Annotated in this window: 10 protein-coding genes; 8 read left to right on the forward strand and 2 right to left on the reverse strand. The window is 33.1% G+C overall.

Annotated features, from left to right (window positions below):
• Window positions 1-49: 49 nt before the first annotated feature.
• Together RV17_RS07255 and RV17_RS07260 are read right to left on the reverse strand one after the other, a co-directional pair.
• A complete protein-coding gene (locus RV17_RS07255) occupies window positions 50-694 on the reverse strand; it encodes a lytic polysaccharide monooxygenase (RefSeq protein ID WP_067482545.1) in 645 nt (214 codons plus the stop codon).
• Between the two features lie 124 nt (window positions 695-818).
• Entirely contained in the window at window positions 819-1,661 is an 843-nt protein-coding gene (locus tag RV17_RS07260) for an Rgg family transcriptional regulator (protein WP_067482543.1), read from the reverse strand.
• Between the two features lie 220 nt (window positions 1,662-1,881).
• Between RV17_RS07260 and RV17_RS07265 the strand changes: the two genes are divergently transcribed.
• From RV17_RS07265 to RV17_RS07300, 8 genes are all read left to right on the forward strand, one after another.
• Window positions 1,882-3,618, forward strand: a complete 1,737-nt coding sequence (locus tag RV17_RS07265; RefSeq protein ID WP_067482541.1) for a fibronectin type III domain-containing protein — start codon at window positions 1,882-1,884, stop codon at window positions 3,616-3,618.
• Between the two features lie 457 nt (window positions 3,619-4,075).
• Complete coding sequence (locus RV17_RS07270; RefSeq protein ID WP_082294015.1) at window positions 4,076-5,200, forward strand: CDP-glycerol glycerophosphotransferase family protein; 1,125 nt, start codon at window positions 4,076-4,078, stop codon at window positions 5,198-5,200.
• Window positions 5,184-5,984, forward strand: coding sequence for a WecB/TagA/CpsF family glycosyltransferase (locus tag RV17_RS07275; RefSeq protein ID WP_082294016.1), 801 nt, complete (start codon window positions 5,184-5,186; stop codon window positions 5,982-5,984). Before RV17_RS07270 ends, RV17_RS07275 begins: the two co-directional genes overlap by 17 nt.
• Window positions 5,981-7,159, forward strand: a complete 1,179-nt coding sequence (locus RV17_RS07280) for a CDP-glycerol glycerophosphotransferase family protein (RefSeq protein ID WP_249024357.1) — start codon at window positions 5,981-5,983, stop codon at window positions 7,157-7,159. Before RV17_RS07275 ends, RV17_RS07280 begins: the two co-directional genes overlap by 4 nt.
• A complete protein-coding gene (tagD, locus tag RV17_RS07285; RefSeq protein WP_067482535.1) occupies window positions 7,156-7,551 on the forward strand; it encodes a glycerol-3-phosphate cytidylyltransferase in 396 nt (131 codons plus the stop codon). Before RV17_RS07280 ends, tagD begins: the two co-directional genes overlap by 4 nt.
• A 40-nt stretch (window positions 7,552-7,591) precedes the next feature.
• Window positions 7,592-9,949 (forward strand): CDP-glycerol glycerophosphotransferase family protein, encoded by a 2,358-nt coding sequence (locus tag RV17_RS07290; RefSeq protein WP_067482533.1) that lies wholly within the window; start codon window positions 7,592-7,594, stop codon window positions 9,947-9,949.
• 43 nt (window positions 9,950-9,992) lie between these two features.
• A complete protein-coding gene (locus RV17_RS07295) occupies window positions 9,993-13,760 on the forward strand; it encodes a CDP-glycerol glycerophosphotransferase family protein (protein WP_071868874.1) in 3,768 nt (1,255 codons plus the stop codon).
• Window positions 13,760-16,759, forward strand: a complete 3,000-nt coding sequence (locus RV17_RS07300) for a CDP-glycerol glycerophosphotransferase family protein (protein WP_071868875.1) — start codon at window positions 13,760-13,762, stop codon at window positions 16,757-16,759. Before RV17_RS07295 ends, RV17_RS07300 begins: the two co-directional genes overlap by 1 nt.
• Window positions 16,760-16,766 lie beyond the last annotated feature (7 nt).

Here is a 16,766-nt window from a genome sequence, read left to right on the forward strand (position 1 = left end):
AAAAGAGGCTGAGACAAAGCGCATGCGCGTTTTGCCTCAGCCTTTCTTTTTATTGTGCTAAATTAGTCAAGCGATTTCCTTGTTTGACGTTTACATCAATTACATTGTAAAACGCATTTGGTGTGTCATCAATATCCCAAACGGCTAAAACCACGTGGTAGCCTAGATGATCTGTAGGAATTGTTACCTCATGAGTTTTATCTGTTGAAGCAACATCACCATCGTGATCGATTGTATCAATTAATTGTAATTCATCGCGAGTTAATGGTTTGTTTTGATCCCAACCATTTTTCGTAATATAGTAATGCCATTTTGTTGTTGCATGGTCGGCAGTAAATGTCCAAGAAAAATTATTTTTACCGGTGAATACTGTATGTTTGGTCCAACGATCAGCTGTTTGTTTGTCTAAAGTATAATCACCCAATACACCATCAGCTGAAGCAATGTGCCCATCAGCAGGTCCAGCTTGTGGGAACCCTTTTTTTCCTTCCAGTGATTGTGGGTCATCAATTACAGCACCATATTTATCATGCGCGGCACTCCAACCTAGCTGATTTTTGTCTAAAAAGCCTTGATAACCACGACTGGCTGGTTCTTTGACATACCCATGTGCATCAACAGAAACAGTTGTTAATGCAGTCAACCCAGTTGCAACTAAAACGAAACTTAACCCTAGCAGTGTACTCTTTTTCATCTTGAAACCCTCCAAAATAAATAATCTGTTTGAAATAAAACTCAGTTATTTCAACAACAAGTAGTATAAAATGGAACAGTTTTGAAAAATTATTTTGTATGTTATTGCAACAAAAATTATTTAATCAACTATAAGTTGTCTTCAATCGAATGATGAAGTCCGTCATTGCTGTTAGACCTAACCAATCAAAAAAATGAATTCCTTGATCGATTTCGGCAATTGCGCTTTGATCGCCTTGAGCTAAACGATCCAAGGCAGAAAAAATTTTATAATAAGCTATATTTAAGCTATTTGTATGTAATTCTGCTAGTTTTTTTAGTTCAGTAAGAAAAAGAGTTCTTAAAGTAGCTGATGAACGAGTAAAAGACAGTCTGACGCCATTTAAAATAAAATTGGCTAATAAGTTTTGCTGGACAGTTGTATCTTGATAAATCCCCATTTTAGTGACGCTATGATAGAAGGAACGTACGATATAATCTGTTTTAAAAATAAAAAGACATCTTGAAAAGATTGAAAGCTCAAAGCGCCCCCAGGTATCAATATGTTCTAAATAGTTCATAATCAGTTGTATTTCTTTTTTCACCTCAGGAGTGGTTGCTTTATTTTCCAAATGATTAAGGATGATTTTTCGTTGGGCGTAAAGTAAACGGTAAAAAATATTTCCGGTTTTTTCATATTCTTTTAGTAATTCGTCTTCTTGTGCAGAAGTGAGTCCAGGAGTCGTAAGAAAATAATTGGTTAATTTTTGCTTTGGCGACAGCGAACCCTCGTTTAGTAAAAATTCGTATTCCTCTAAGGTCACATTCATTTTTTCTAAATAATTAATCAAAAGCTCAAAACTGATTTTTGTTCCACGAGATTCGAAAGCAGCGAGTGTTCCTCGTTGGGAAATTCCCATGGTCAACTGCTCCTGAGTAAAGCCACGTTCTTTCCTTAACTTCCGGATCAAAAAAGCATGTTCTGGCATCTTCAACACTCCTTTTGTTATTTTATTTCTAGCTTAAGATAACACACTCCAATTCGAATGAAGAAAGTCTTCTTTTGTGCTGCCTTTTTATTAAAAAGTGTGAACACCCTTTTGTTTTAAGGATATTTTGTTGCAATAGCGTACAAAAAAATCTTTTTTACAGGAGGCTGTTTATAATTGAGAAGGATTTTAAAATAAAATAAGTGTTGGAGGGTAAAGAATGCAAAAAAAATTATTGTTATTTTCAATTAGTGTCATGGGAGGATTACTTGGCTGTGCTAATGGTGTTGCTGCGGATACCGCAGATGAAATGCCAAGTATTGCGAACAAGCAAATTTCAGTTGGTTATTATCATAACTGGCCTGGAGAAATGGGGGCAGGTTATGTGGGCGGAGCCCCCGCTGATATCCAATTAGAACAAATCAATCCTTTTTACAATGTCATTTCGGTTGCGTTTATGAAGGGTGAGGGAATTCCAACTTTCAAACCGTATAATATGAGTGATCAAGCATTCCGAAACCAAGTGGCAACCTTAAATGCACAAGATCGTGCGGTTCTTTTATCATTAGGTGGCGCAGATTCACATATTGAACTTTCAACTGGACAAGAACAAGCTTTTGCAAATGAAATTATTCGCTTGGTCGATACTTATGGCTTTGATGGATTAGATATTGATTTGGAACAAACGGCTGTAGCGGCAGGTGATAATGCGAAAGTAATCCCAGCAGCGTTAAAAATTGTGCGCAACCATTATGAACAACAAAATAAACACTTTATTATTTCAATGGCTCCAGAATTCCCGTACTTAAGAACAGCAGGGAAATATGTCCCTTACATTACTGCCTTGGAAAACGATTATGACTTTATTGCTCCACAGCTTTATAATCAAGCAGGAGATGGTATTAGCGTTGGCTCAGAGTGGATTGCTCAAAACAATGATAGCAAAAAGTTTGAATTTTTATATGGAATCTCAGATGCATTTGATAAAGGAAATAATGGCTTCATTCATATCCCAGCCAATAAATTAGCTTTAGGACTTCCAGCAAACCAAGATGCAGCAGCAAATGGTTATGTCAAAGATCCGAATGTTGTCTATCAAGTATTTGAAAAACTAGCGGCAAAAGGGACGCCTTTAAAAGGAATCATGACTTGGAGTGTTAACTGGGACGAAGGAAAAAATTCAGCAGGAATTGGTTACAATGAATCATTTGCACATGCGTATCAAGGATTATTTGAAGAACAGGTACCTGATACAGAGAAACCATCTGTTCCAACCAATTTAACAGCATCTGCGACCTCAAACAGTGTTTCATTATCTTGGAAAGCGTCTACTGATAATGTCAAAGTAGATCATTACACTATTTATGAAAACAATCAGTTAGTTGGCACAAGTAAAACAACAAGTTTTGTGCACACTGGTTTATCAGCAGCAACAAACTATAGCTATACAGTCGTAGCAGTAGATACGTCAAATAACCAATCTGCGCACTCAACTAAGCTAGATGTGATTACAAAAGAGGCATCCGAGTTAAACAAGCCATCTGCACCAACAAATGTAGAAATTAGCAAAGCTACAGCAAATAGTTTAACTTTAGCATGGGACAACAATGCACCAGAAGAAGAAGTAACCACCTATGAGATTTATCGTGAAAATAAAAAAGTGGCAACGACAACTGATAATCAATTCACGGATCAAAATCTAACACCAGAAACAACGTACATGTATCAGATCAAAGCGGTAAATCGAGTTGGTCTATCTGATTTTAGTCAGCAAGTGACAGGAACGACAACATCTGACAGTGGTCAAGTAGGTGAATGGAAAGTTGGCGTGACTTATCATATTGGGGATATTGTGACTCATCAAGGACATCAATATAAATGTTTACAAGAACATACTTCGATTTCCGTTTGGAGCCCAGACCAAGCACCAGCTTTATGGGAAAAGTTAAAAAAATAAATTTGAATCAGTCAATGAAGCAAACATCTAACTACTGAGAAAAAAGGCGTGAGGTCTTTTGATTCGTGGTTAGATGTTTGTTTTTTTAAATAATATCAATTAAGTTGCTTTTTACGAAGTTGAAAGATATTGTTTTTTTGTTTAGTCATTAAAAATACAACATAGTTGCATATTGATGGTTTTATCAACTGATAAATAACGGTAATTAAAAAGCGGAAATTTACAAATAAGACTATAATATTAAATTGTTATTACGTAAGTATTTCTCGAGTATTACACATAACGAATCACCTTTAAATTCTTTATGTTATTCTGTATAATTAAATCAAATATTGCCTTTTTATAGACTGAAAATTGATTTTTTGTCGATTAGTTTGTGTGCATTTTGTGTATAAACTAGGATAGAAAATGTTGATTAGGTGACAAAATTGTTAGGTTGGGAAGGAGTAGTTCAGTGATGAATATATTGAAAAATGGATATATGACCGCTGCAATGCTTTGGCCTAAGAGAAAACTGACCTCGACGATTGTGTACATTATGAGTTTTTCGTTTAATGAAGGCGACTTGATTAAGCAGCTTCACTTGAACTATCCAGGAAAGGTGACTGTTTTTTTTGTAGACAAGTGCCGCGAGTATGCGGAAAAGTTAAAGAGTGAAGGGATCGATGTTCGCCCATTTACGCCCAAAAGTCTTTTTTTAGGAAGAAATCTCACGTTATTAAAACAAGCAAAAGTAATTATTGTTGATAACTACTTTCCTGAGTTAGCCGTGATGACGCCAAATCAAGTAGTCATTCAAGTCTGGCATGCTGATGGTGCAATCAAAAAATTTGGCTGGGATGATCCACAGACGAAACAACGTAGTCGGCAAGACAAAAAAAGATTTCAAAAAGTTTATGACTCCTTCAATTATGTAGTAGTCAATTCGGATAAGATGGCAGAGGTTTTTCAAAAAAGCTACAGTTTAAATCAAAAAGTGATTCAAAAGTTCGGTTCTTTGAGATTAGAAACAGCTCAAAAAGTAGCAGGATCAGTTGAACAAACAAAAAAATTTATTTTATATGCACCAACGTATCGTCCAGAAAAAAAAGATATGGAGCAAATTCTTAGTCAAGTATTAGCTACATTTTCTAAACTACCTGAGGAACAATTTTATGTACATCTGCATCCGACAATTCAGCAAGAAAATTGGGTATTACCTAAAAATGTACATTGGTGGAACCAAAACATTATGAAAAGTTATCCAAATGTCAAACTATTGATTACGGACTACTCGGCAAGTACTTTTGAGTATCTTACTATACAGGAACAGTCAAAAATTATTTTTTTCTGTCCTGATTTTGATAAATATAAAAAAAATCCAGGAATTCAAAATGATTTTCTTGAGTGGGCACCTGGACCAGTCGTGAAGAATCAGGAATTGTTGGGGCAAATAATTCAGACCTATTCATATGAAGCAAATGAACAAGGGGTAAAACAAGCAAAACTGTTATGGAATCAGTATGAAAATGGCAAAACTGTTGGAAAGATAATGGCGTTAGTGAAAAAGGAACTGGGTGAGATTGGTGGAAAAGAAGAGTAGGACAGAATACATAAGTGGAGTCCCTGTTGATAATTTGACCTATCAAACAATTGTGGAGGACATCCCCAAATATCTAGCTGCAAACAAAAAAATGTTAATCACAAGTGTTAATCCTCAAATTACATTGCAAGCTTATCAGTATCCAGAGGTAAAGGCTTATTTAGAACGGGCAACACATCGAATTGCTGACGGGATTGGCGTGGTTAAGGCTTCTAAAATGTTACGAGGAAATATTCGTGAACGGATAACTGGTATTGAAGTGATGGAAAGAAGTTTGCAGTTTGCGAATCAATTTGGCTACCGGATTTTCTTATATGGAGCGAAAAAGGATGTTGTGAATCAAGCTGCACGAAATATTCAAGAAAAATATCCGAATATTGAAGTAGCAGGTACACTTCATGGCTACACAAGTAGAAATACAGAAGAAGTGATTAAAAAAATCAATCAAGCAAACTGTACCTTTCTCTTTGTCGCTTTGGGTTCACCTAAGCAAGAAATCTTTTTGGAAAGAAACGTAGATCAATTGAATGCCAAAGTTTTTCTAGATGTTGGTGGTACTTTTGATGTCCTTGCAGGAGCAGTCAAGCGGGCACCAAAATTTTATTTAGACAACAATCTTGAATGGCTCTATCGTTCGCTTTCGATGAAGCGTTATGATCGTTTGGTGCAGATTCCGAAGTATTTGTATTCGATTGTGCGACATAGGGACGCCAAAATGGAAAACAAGGTGCAACAACTAGATGTAGAAATCAAAAAAGAGATAAAAGAGTGGAGACATGAGTGAGTATAGTGCGAAGAAATCTTGAAATAATTTATCATCGATGGGTGAAAAAAGTTTTTTCTCTCCTTAATAAACATCCGAAAGAAAAACTAATTTTTTTTGAAAGTTTTCATGGCAAACAATATAGTGACAACCCACGTGCTATTTATGAATATATTCGGGAAAATTATCCAGAATACACCTGTATTTGGGCGGTAAAGAAAGGCTTTGAAGCCCCTTTTATTGAAAATGATGTTCCTTATGTCAGACGGATGGGCTTGAAGTGGCTACTAACAATGCCAAGATCAAAATATTGGTTTTTCAATACTAGGATGCCTGGGTGGATGGTTAAAGGTAAAAATATGTATGTTCAAACATGGCATGGAACACCGTTAAAAAGATTAGGCTTAGATATCAAAAATGTAACGATGCCAGGAACGGATACAAATAAGTATCGGGAAAATTTTAAAAACGAAGCGGCCCGTTGGGATTATTTGATTTCACCTAATGCATACAGTACGGAAATTTTTCGAAGTGCTTTTGCATATGAAGGGGAGATCCTAGAAATCGGTTATCCAAGGAATGATATTCTTCTGTTACCTGATAATAGTGAAAAGATCAAACAAATCAGAAAAAAGTTAACTATTGCTGAAAATCAAAAAGTTATCCTCTATGCACCTACTTGGCGAGATAACCAATTTATAAAAAAAGGTGCTTACAAGTTTGATAATCAATTTCCTTTCACTGAAATTTTAGAACAAGAATCAGACACGATTATTTTGACTAGGCTACATTACTTAGTGGCAGAACAATTTGATCCTAAGCAATATGGGAATCGCGTAATAGATGTTTCTAGTTACGAAGATATCAGTCATTTATATTTGATTGCAGACTTGTTGATTACGGACTATTCTTCTGTTATGTTTGATTTTGCTTTAACGAAAAAGCCGATGATTTTTTATATGTATGATTTAGATTCTTACGGACAGGAAATTAGAGGATTTTATGAGGGGGTGTTGAATCAATTGCCAGGACCAATCATTCAGAAACATGCAGACCTTATTTCTGAAATCCATGCAATTAATTCAACATCTTTTACAACTAATAGAGACTATCGTGCATTTTATCAACGTTTTTGTATTGATGATATTGATGCGACTGAGAAATTAATAACGAAAATTTTAGGAGGAACAAAATGAAACGAGTAATTACTTATGGAACATTTGATTTATTACATTATGGTCATATCAATTTATTAAAGAGAGCTAAAGAACAAGGAGATTATCTAGTCGTAGCTTTATCAACAGACGAATTTAACTGGGAGCAAAAGCAAAAAAAATGCTATTTTTCTTATGAAAAAAGGAAACAGTTACTAGAAGCTGTACGGTACGTTGACTTGGTAATTCCAGAAAACGGCTGGAGTCAAAAAGCATCGGACATCAAAGAATATCATATTGATACTTTTGTGATGGGAGACGACTGGGCAGGTAAATTTGATTTTCTGGAAACAGAAACAACAGCTGAAGTTTTCTATTTACCAAGAACACCTGAGATTTCAACTACACAAATAAAGAAAGACTTGAATAAGTAGTAATTTAATTAATGTTGTAAAGTTGAAAAGAGGTGTTTTTTTGAAATACGAATGCTCATTTATCTTACTGAATAATAACAACTTGCGAGGTAGTTTGAAAGACACCTCGCTTCTTGACGTTTTCTCGGAAAATTACTCATTACAAATCAATCAAGAAAATTTCCAGATTGTCAACGTAACGAGAATGCTATTAGCAGATGAGTTTATTTTTCAAATTGAAGTCGATCGAGAATTACCGGTAGAGATTAAAGATAACTCAGTAGTTAAATTAGTTGATAGGAACATGACAATAGTAGAATTAAGGACGCATAATTGGTTCACTGAACAACAGATTCTACAAGAAAATAGATTACCCATATTTGACTGTTTGATTGAAAATCAGCAATTGAAATTTTCATTTTTCGAGTTGAATCAAAATAAGTTTACGATAGATGTCCGCTCAGAGGCTGGAAAACTGTATGAAAAGCTTCCTTATTCTAGAAGTCAAACGGCGGGAATAACGACCGTAGTTATAAATAATCTTGACTTAATTGGTCAAGTAAATGAACTTGGTAGGTACCATTTTTATCTTGAAACTGAAGGCAAAAAATACGAATTTTTACTAGCTAAAATTCATACACAAAAAAATAAATATCTTGATTTTTTATATAGAGATGCTACTCGTGAAGCAATGATCTATGCCTCTCAAAAAACATCGTTATCATTTACAATACAACCACCAGTCAAAATGAATGAACTCCGTTACCATAAGAAGGCTAAGTTGTTAGCTTTGAAGAAAAAGCAATCATTGATTTTAGAAGTTAAGATTCCAATAGAATATCGTGAGGGATTTGCCTATTTGTTAAAAATCCAACACAGAGGAACTTTAACAGCTGCCTATCAAGCACAACCAATAAAGAAAACTGGAAAAAAACTTGTCTTTTCAATTGATCTTGCTGCATATGACTGGGAGTATTATTACTGGGATTTATATTTAGAATGCAAAGGTGAGCAAGAAACCTATGATTGTAGAATAATCAATAAGTCATTCTTTTTATATTTAAAATTACAGTACTTTTCGGGAAGGTATCAGTCAAAAATAGATGATAACATAGTGTATCCATATCAAACAATGAAGTATGCAATCAGTCTTAATTTTCGTCCTTTTAGCGAATATGAGACGAAAAAATACAAACAAAATGAATGGATTGCTTATATCTTGGCTCATACGATAGGACTCTTTTTTTTAGGGAACGATATTTGGCTGATTCATGAAAAATACTCAAATACAGCACAAGATAATTCGTATTATTTTTTCAACTATTTACAAGAAAAAACTAGTCAACGTGCCTATTTTGTAATAAAAAAAGAGTCACCAGAGTATAACAAGTTAAATCACTATCATCGACGTCGAGTTGATTTTATGAGCGTGAAACATTTATTTTTGCTACTTATAGCTAAAAGAGTTGTTGCTTCGGAATCTAAGGGACATGGATATGCTTGGCGTGTACAAACAGGACCAATCAAACCCATTCTAGATAAAAAAAGATATGTCTTTCTTCAACATGGTGTTTTAGGTCTTAAGAAACTTGATAATACATTTAATGCAACACGTTCGAATAATCAGGCAGAGCTTTTTATTACTTCCGCAGAGTGGGAGAAAAAAATAGTTCAAAAATATTTAGAATATGCTCCTCAAAATATTGTGGTAACAGGGTTAGCTAGATGGGATGAGTTACAAAAAAATAAAGGTAATTTGATAAAGAAAAAACAATTTTTAATTATGCCAACTTGGAGAACTTGGTTAGAGGATCTAACCCAAGAAGAATTCATTAAATCAGATTTTTTTCAACAATATTCTCAATTGCTATCAAATCGCGAACTACTAAAATTCTTAGAAATTGAAGAATACACCATTATTTTTTATATTCATCCTAAATTAGCAGAATATATTCAATTGTTTGATGTTTCTGCACATAAAAACCTACGTATTATTCCAATGGGGGACGTTCCGCTAAACAAACTTCTTTCTGAGAGTGAATGCTTAATAACGGATTATTCCAGCATTTATTGGGAGGCCTTGTATCAAGGAATACCAACAATATTTTTCCAATTTGACATAGAAAAATACCAACAAATGCAAGGAAGTTATCTTGATCTTAATGAAGAGTTACAAGAAATTCGCTGTTTTGATGCAAAATCTTTGATTTTACAAATGAAACAAAAAAGTTATCTTTTAAGCGATGTGAGCGCACATGCAAAAACAATCTTTCCCTATATAGATAATCAAAATTCAGCTAGGATTTTTGAAGAAATTAAACGATACAAACCTAGTTTAATAAATAGAATAAAACAAAGAATTAAAAGAAATCGACTAGTTGAAATGGTTAGAATACGCGTCAACGATATCGTCGGATAAAAGGAATTTTTAACATTCCTATATTGCTTATGAGGTGAACAAATTGAAAACAACGTTAGTAGCTAAGAAGCTAATTTATGATAATCAATCAATTTATATTGAATTATCTGGTGAAGAGATAATTGAAAAATTTTACTTGACAGAATGTATATCTGGAAAAACGCATCAAATGCTTGCAAGTAAAGAAGGAATGGGGTATCGCGTTTCTATTCAGGGATTAAATATTTTTAATCGTCCCTTACAAATAGTCACTATTTTTGGAACAATCAAGGTTACTGAGTTAACAGATAGATCAGATAGCTCGCTACCTATCCATTTATTAGAAGAAAAATATTTCTTTATTTCTGAATCGAAGATATTTAACTACATGATTTCTCCAAAGCAAATCGTAAAAAATGATGGACAAATCATAGCTCAATTGACAAATACTCATTTGACAATTGAAGAAATCGCAGACTATCGACAAGTCGATTTCTTTGTTAAAAATGAATCTGGTTACTATTTGAGAATTAATGGCTACCAAAAAGATAATAAACTTTCTGTTAATCTAAACGAAGTGATTCAGGAGCTAACAGTTATCCAAAGCTTCAGTAGTTCTTCTTTGTATCTTGTTGAATATGTATTAGATCAATACGTTGCTACGAAAATTGTCACTTCAGAAGTAGAAAATGGGAATGCTCAATTTTATCCTTTATCAGAATCATTCTTCCTACTAGAAAATGTACAACAAACAATGCTTATCCGAAATAAAGCAGTTGTAACCTCTGTACAGGATATCCAGAATTTACAAAATGTATATATTCAAACGCAACAAGCAGATTATTTTAAGTTGACAAAAGAATGTCTTACTTTGTTACCAAGTCAACAAATCCAACTATTTAAAAAAGAAAATCAAGAATTTGTACCTTATAAGTTTTCCAAAAAAGAATTACATGTCTTAAAAAAATATCCTGAAATCATTGGAAACCAAGTGAAATTTTTTATTAAAGGAAATTCTATTTGGATTGAACCACTCATAAACGCACAACCGGTTTTAAAAAATAATTTTAGTAGCTTAGAAATCAGAATAAATAATCTAGAAGAAATTGCTTTGGAAGGAAAAACAAAAGAACTTTATATTCCTTGGCAAAAATCGGGTGAACGATTCACATTAGATCTATTGGAGACACCTCTTTCACCAAATCAAGAATATAAAATTATAGGAATCAATGGTGTTACAAAGCAAAAAATTTATTTAGACTTAAAAGTTCAACCTCAGAATGTATTAAGCTATTCACTCATTCAACATCACAAGCAAACCACGTTGATAACTTATGATTATGAAACTTTTATAGCTAAGAATTATCCAGTCAAAGTTACGAAATCTGTAGGAATCAAGAATATCTGGTCTGAAGGGGAAAAACTATTTTTAGTACCAGAAAAGAAATTCTCTTTGAAACAAAACTTAATAATGAAACGCCGTGGAAAAAATGACTTGATTTTAATTCATTTGTCCCTGATGGAAGATGGTAGCTATTCTGCTGATCTTTCAGATATAAAGAGCGAACTGGAACAAGATACAAAACTTTATGGTGATTTTTATCTTCAAGAAATCACGTCTGAAGCAATTAAGCGTTCGCCATTAAAAATCAAAGATAGTATAGTTGAGAAACTTCCTGGGAAATTACTGATGGAGTGGGCCGCTCAGGAGGACCAACCTGAAAAATATAATGTTGGTTTGTATGTCAATAAGGATAAAGGAATCAGCTTATTGCAAGATGCATATCCTGCATATTTAAAATTCATGAAAAAAATGATTACGAAAGACTTAGATGTAACAAAATTAACGATGGAGAATCAATTCCTAAACTTAACTATTCCTGAACTAGATGGCATCGAATCTTCTATACAGTTAAAAGTTATCAAACGCGCAACGAAGGAAACATTTATTTTAGAAAGTAAGGCTCGAACAGAAAACGATGCAGCTATCCGTTTTGATTTAACATCACTTATTGAAAACTCAGTAGGAGAGTTTCCACGTCTTGATTTTCGCCTTTCTTTTGAGACGCCTTACTCAAAATATGAGGAATGTAAGTTACGCATGAAAAAGAGTAAAAAGCGTAAGGAAGGATTGAGTTTAACTCAACTAACTGAAGAGCAATCATTCTTAGTTTATACAACAAAAAGTAACATTATTTGTGGCGTATTTTCTACCTATACTGCTGGTGCAAGAGAATACTTTCAAGTGCAAACAAAATTAAAAGGTATGAAAAAAACTGGACACGGCTATGTATTCAAAATAGTAATAGATAGTCAAGAACATTTTGAAGTGGAAAATGCTTATTTGCAATTGCGAAGTAAAGAATATAACATGCAAATCAATTGTAAATTGATCAATCAAACAAAAAATGAATTTGAATTTTCTTTTGAAATGGATTGGGATAAATTTTTCCCGTTGTATTGGGATCTATTCGTTGGAATGAAATTTAATGAAGTGATTTATCCAATTAAAGTAAAAGGGGCACAAAAGGAAATATTGAATCAAGTTGAAGCAGATTATTTGGATAATAGTGTGTTGAACGATGATAAATCTAAAATTATATATCCGTATGTTACGTTCTCTAACGATATTGCATTTATGATTAGAGAAAAAGAGAATTATGAAAATAAATGGACAAGTTTTAAGGATAAAGCAGGCTATTTAACTTATCGTTTGTTCAAAAAGCATTTGGACAAGCAACGTATTTGGCTAGGATTTGAAAAATTTTCTCAAACGGCGCAAGATAATGGCTATGCAATGTTTGATTATGTACAGAAAAATAATCTCAAAAAACAGTATTACTATGTGTTATCAAAGGATTCGAAAGACTATTTAAATGCCAAAAAGGAACATAAAAATATTCTTACTCATATGTCTTATCGCTACTTTGTTATGTTATATGCTTCTAAGTTATTGATTGCATCTGAAACGCCACGACATGTGCATAATATTCGAGTGAGATCTGGTCGTGCTGCAAAAGCAATTCAAGAAAAGAAAAGTGTATTCTTACAGCATGGAGTTACCGCATTAAAACGTTCAGACGTATTTAAGAAAAGCAAAGGACTAGGCAACTTTGATATGGTAGTTGCGACATCCGACTTTGAGAAAGACATTTTACATGAAAATTGGTTATACGATGAAGATGAAATTGCAGTTACCGGTTTTTCACGTTGGGATTTACTAGAAGATCATTCGAATCTGCAAGAACGCAAAAAAATATTTGTTATGCCAACTTGGCGATCATGGATGGAAGATATGCCGAAAGAAGAATTTATCAAGACGGATTATTATAATAACTATATGGGATTTTTATCTTCAAGCAAGTTAGAAACAATTCTAAAAGAGAATAATTTAGAAATTATCTTTTTCTTACATCCAAAATTCAAAAATTACATTTCTGAATTTAGTGCTCCAAGTGAACGAGTACAACTATACGCTTTTGGTGATATTAAAGTAAACGAAATGATTATGGCATCTTCATTAATGATTAGTGATTATTCATCTGTTACTTGGGATATGTTCTACATGGAGAAACCTGTTATATTTTTCCAATTTGATTATGAAAAATATAATGAATATGAAGGAAGCTATATTGACATGGAAACGGAATTATTTGGTAGACGTGCCATAACAGTTGACCAGTTGATTAACACAATTGAACAAACGATTTCTCAAGATTTTGTTTTGGAGGAACCTTATCAAGAATTATATGGAAAGTATTTTAATTATCATGACCGAGAAAATAGTCAAAGAATTTATGAAACAATAGTCAAAGAAAGAGTGGATCAATAATGAACAGTGTACGGATTTTTGAGGGTAGATTCTATATTACAAGAAAAGAGCCTTGTGAACTAATTTCAGTCTCTGGGGAAAGATTTCCTTTTAGAAAAGAAAATACGGATACGTATAGTCTAAATATTGAACATTTTATAACTGATGAATTTAAAATTATCGATAATTTGGGAAATGAAATTTTTCTTGTAGAGGATAAAAGCCAACTGTTTTTAACTGATGAACAAGCCCATAGTTATAGAATTGTTTCGAAGTCGGTAGCGGGATTTTGTATCCAGACTGTCCCGTATCGAAGTACAAATTTCACTGGAGTAATGGCCGAGCCTCTTATAATTGGGAGGAAGGATAATGAACTAGCGACTATTAATCTAAATAAAACTGATAGAAACCCTCAAATATTCTTCTGCTTGGGTGAAGATATCTGTGCAATTGATTTTTTAGTGGATCATAATTATGAGGTGTCTATTGCACAACATTATGTTACTCACGTCAGCGGTCGATTAATTGTATTTGATGGTGTTAAATTTTTAGCAAATAGTAAAATGAAACATACGGAGTACCACAATTTAGAGATGAAAGTAACTAATATAGAAGTGACAAATGAATCAGTTGTTCTGACTGCACCAGCTGTTCACTCAATGGTGGAAGCTTCTCTCTTGATAGGGGAACGTTGGTTATTTGGTAAAGTGAAGGATGGACAAATTACCTTTAAGCGAAACTTTTTTCCTGAATTATGTGGGAAAGTAAAATTATATCTTGGAAATCAGCAAATATTTACTTCAATCAAAAAAGTCTTCTTAGCGGGAGATAATGTTGGAGAAGATTTACTTATAGAAAATAATGAACTTTATTTATTAAAGAAAACGAAAACCCCAGCTTCTTTTACAAATCAAGAATTAAAAAAACATGTTAAAATTAAGTTTTCTAATTTGGAACTAACGGACTATCAGCTGAGCTTTCAGTTAGAAAGACATCTTGAAAATGCGCAATTAATCATCAATAAAAGAGGGCAAGGGTTGAATTATATTCTTCCTTTGAACAACAAGGATGATTATTACTACTGTAGTTTACGCAGTTTCATGGAGGACGAAGCAGCTGAATTAAAAAAAGCTCGCTTTGATTTTTATCTATATGTTTTTAGCGAAGGACAATATCAATTGATGCGTTTGGCCAATAAAGATAAATTACCCAAAGATAAAAAGAATCGGTTTTTTGGGGTAGTCACTTATGGTCAGCATAAGACAGCTTATTCTCAACATTTTGAATTATATTTGACTAACAGCAATACTTTATCGCTTGTAAAAAACAACTTATCTAACTTAGCTAAAGAGCGTTATGAAATAAAAACGCAAGTAGCTGATTTTGTTTATAAAAAACCAAAAGTAAGGTTAACTTGCAAACTAGAAACAAAAAATAAAGAGGAGATATCTGTTCAAAGTGTTTTACTAGTGAAGCGCAATAAAGATACGCTAGAACGGATAAAAATAACTGACTTTACTATTGATCAAAAGAAAAATCACCTTTTAATTAAAACGACAATTGATTTATCAATATATGATTTTGAGCCATTATATTGGGATTTGTATGTTGAGACAAATATAAATGAACAACGTTACTTTGTACGCATAAATAAAGCGAGCAAAGCTGCTAAACGAAATATTAGAAGTAACACACTTAAGTATCAGTATCATACACAAGATGATTTTTTAATGTACCCATACATTACAATTAGTGAGGATATCTCTTTTACTTATCGAAAAAGAGAAAGTTATGAAACCAAGTGGAATAATTTTAAAGAAAAATCTGCTTATTATTTAGCTCGATTGATGAAGCCGTACTTTGCTAAAAAAGATATTTGGATAGGGTTTGAAAAACTAGCTTCCTCAGCTCATGATAGTGGGTATCACTTTTTTAATTATTGTTACGAAAACAAAAAACATGATCAGTTTTATTATGTGATTGATAAATATGCAACCGAAGCAAAATTCTTAGCTGATAAGAAAGATCGTACCCTGAACTTTATGTCGTTTAAATATTTCTTGTATCTATTTTCTTCGACGTTGCTAATTTCTTCTGATACTAAGCGGAATGTTTATAATTTAAAGCAAAAAGAAACTTATATGGGGCGTGTTTTAACAGAAAAACCGTTAGCTTATTTACAACATGGTGTGAACGGTTTGAAGAAAGTTCCCGATTTTTATAAAAATAGAAATGTTTTTGACTTAGTAATTGTACCTTCAGAATATGAAAAACGTTTAGTAATCAATGAGTGGGGGTATGAAGAAGAGGAAGTAGCTGTGACTGGATTGGCCCGTTGGGATGTTATGCGAGACAGAACAACCGAAATTCCCTATCGTCAAATTTTTGTAATGCCAACTTGGCGGACGTGGATGGACGGTCTACCTAAAGAAAAATTTATTCAAACGGATTATTTTAAAGAATACAGTCAATTTTTAGCTTCTAAAGAATTAAAAGAGTTGCTTGTAGCTAACAATGTAAGAATCGCTTTTTTCTTACATCCAAAGTTCAAAGAATATATTGATTTATTTGAAATTGACCCAGAAATAATCGATAAATATGAATTTTTAGAAGTCCCAATGGACGAGTTGATTATGAAGAGTTCAATGATGATTTCAGATTATTCAAGTGTGATTTGGGAAATGTATTACTTAAAGAAACCATGTGTCTTTTTCCAATTTGACATAGAAAAATATTTACAATATGAAGGACTTTACATGGATCCTAAGACTGATTTATTTGGTGACGTAGCATATACTTCAGATAAGTTAATCGCGCTTATTCAAGAAACAATAAAAAATGGGTTCGTAGAAAAAGATATTTATGCAAATATGCGTAAGGAGTATTTCTCATTGATGGATCATGATAATTCGAAGCGGATTTATGAGGCAATCGTAAATTCTAACGTTAAATCGAAAAAAAATGGTGGTATCAGACCTATTACTAAGAAGACCTTGTTAAAAATAATCAAAAGGAAGTGACTTATTA

This window comes from Enterococcus thailandicus, assembly GCF_001886265.1.
GTDB classification, from domain to species: Bacteria; Bacillota; Bacilli; order Lactobacillales; family Enterococcaceae; genus Enterococcus_B; species Enterococcus_B thailandicus.

Excerpts from the sequence above, each read along its gene's own strand:
- RV17_RS07255 (WP_067482545.1), bottom strand. The coding sequence starts at position 694 with ATGAAAAAGAGTACACTGCTAGGGTTAAGTTTCGTTTTAGTTGCAACT.
- RV17_RS07260 (WP_067482543.1), bottom strand. The coding sequence starts at position 1,661 with ATGCCAGAACATGCTTTTTTGATCCGGAAGTTAAGGAAAGAACGTGGC.
- RV17_RS07265 (WP_067482541.1), top strand. The coding sequence starts at position 1,882 with ATGCAAAAAAAATTATTGTTATTTTCAATTAGTGTCATGGGAGGATTA.
- RV17_RS07270 (WP_082294015.1), top strand. The coding sequence starts at position 4,076 with ATGAATATATTGAAAAATGGATATATGACCGCTGCAATGCTTTGGCCT.
- tagD (WP_067482535.1), top strand. The coding sequence starts at position 7,156 with ATGAAACGAGTAATTACTTATGGAACATTTGATTTATTACATTATGGT.
- RV17_RS07300 (WP_071868875.1), top strand. The coding sequence starts at position 13,760 with ATGAACAGTGTACGGATTTTTGAGGGTAGATTCTATATTACAAGAAAA.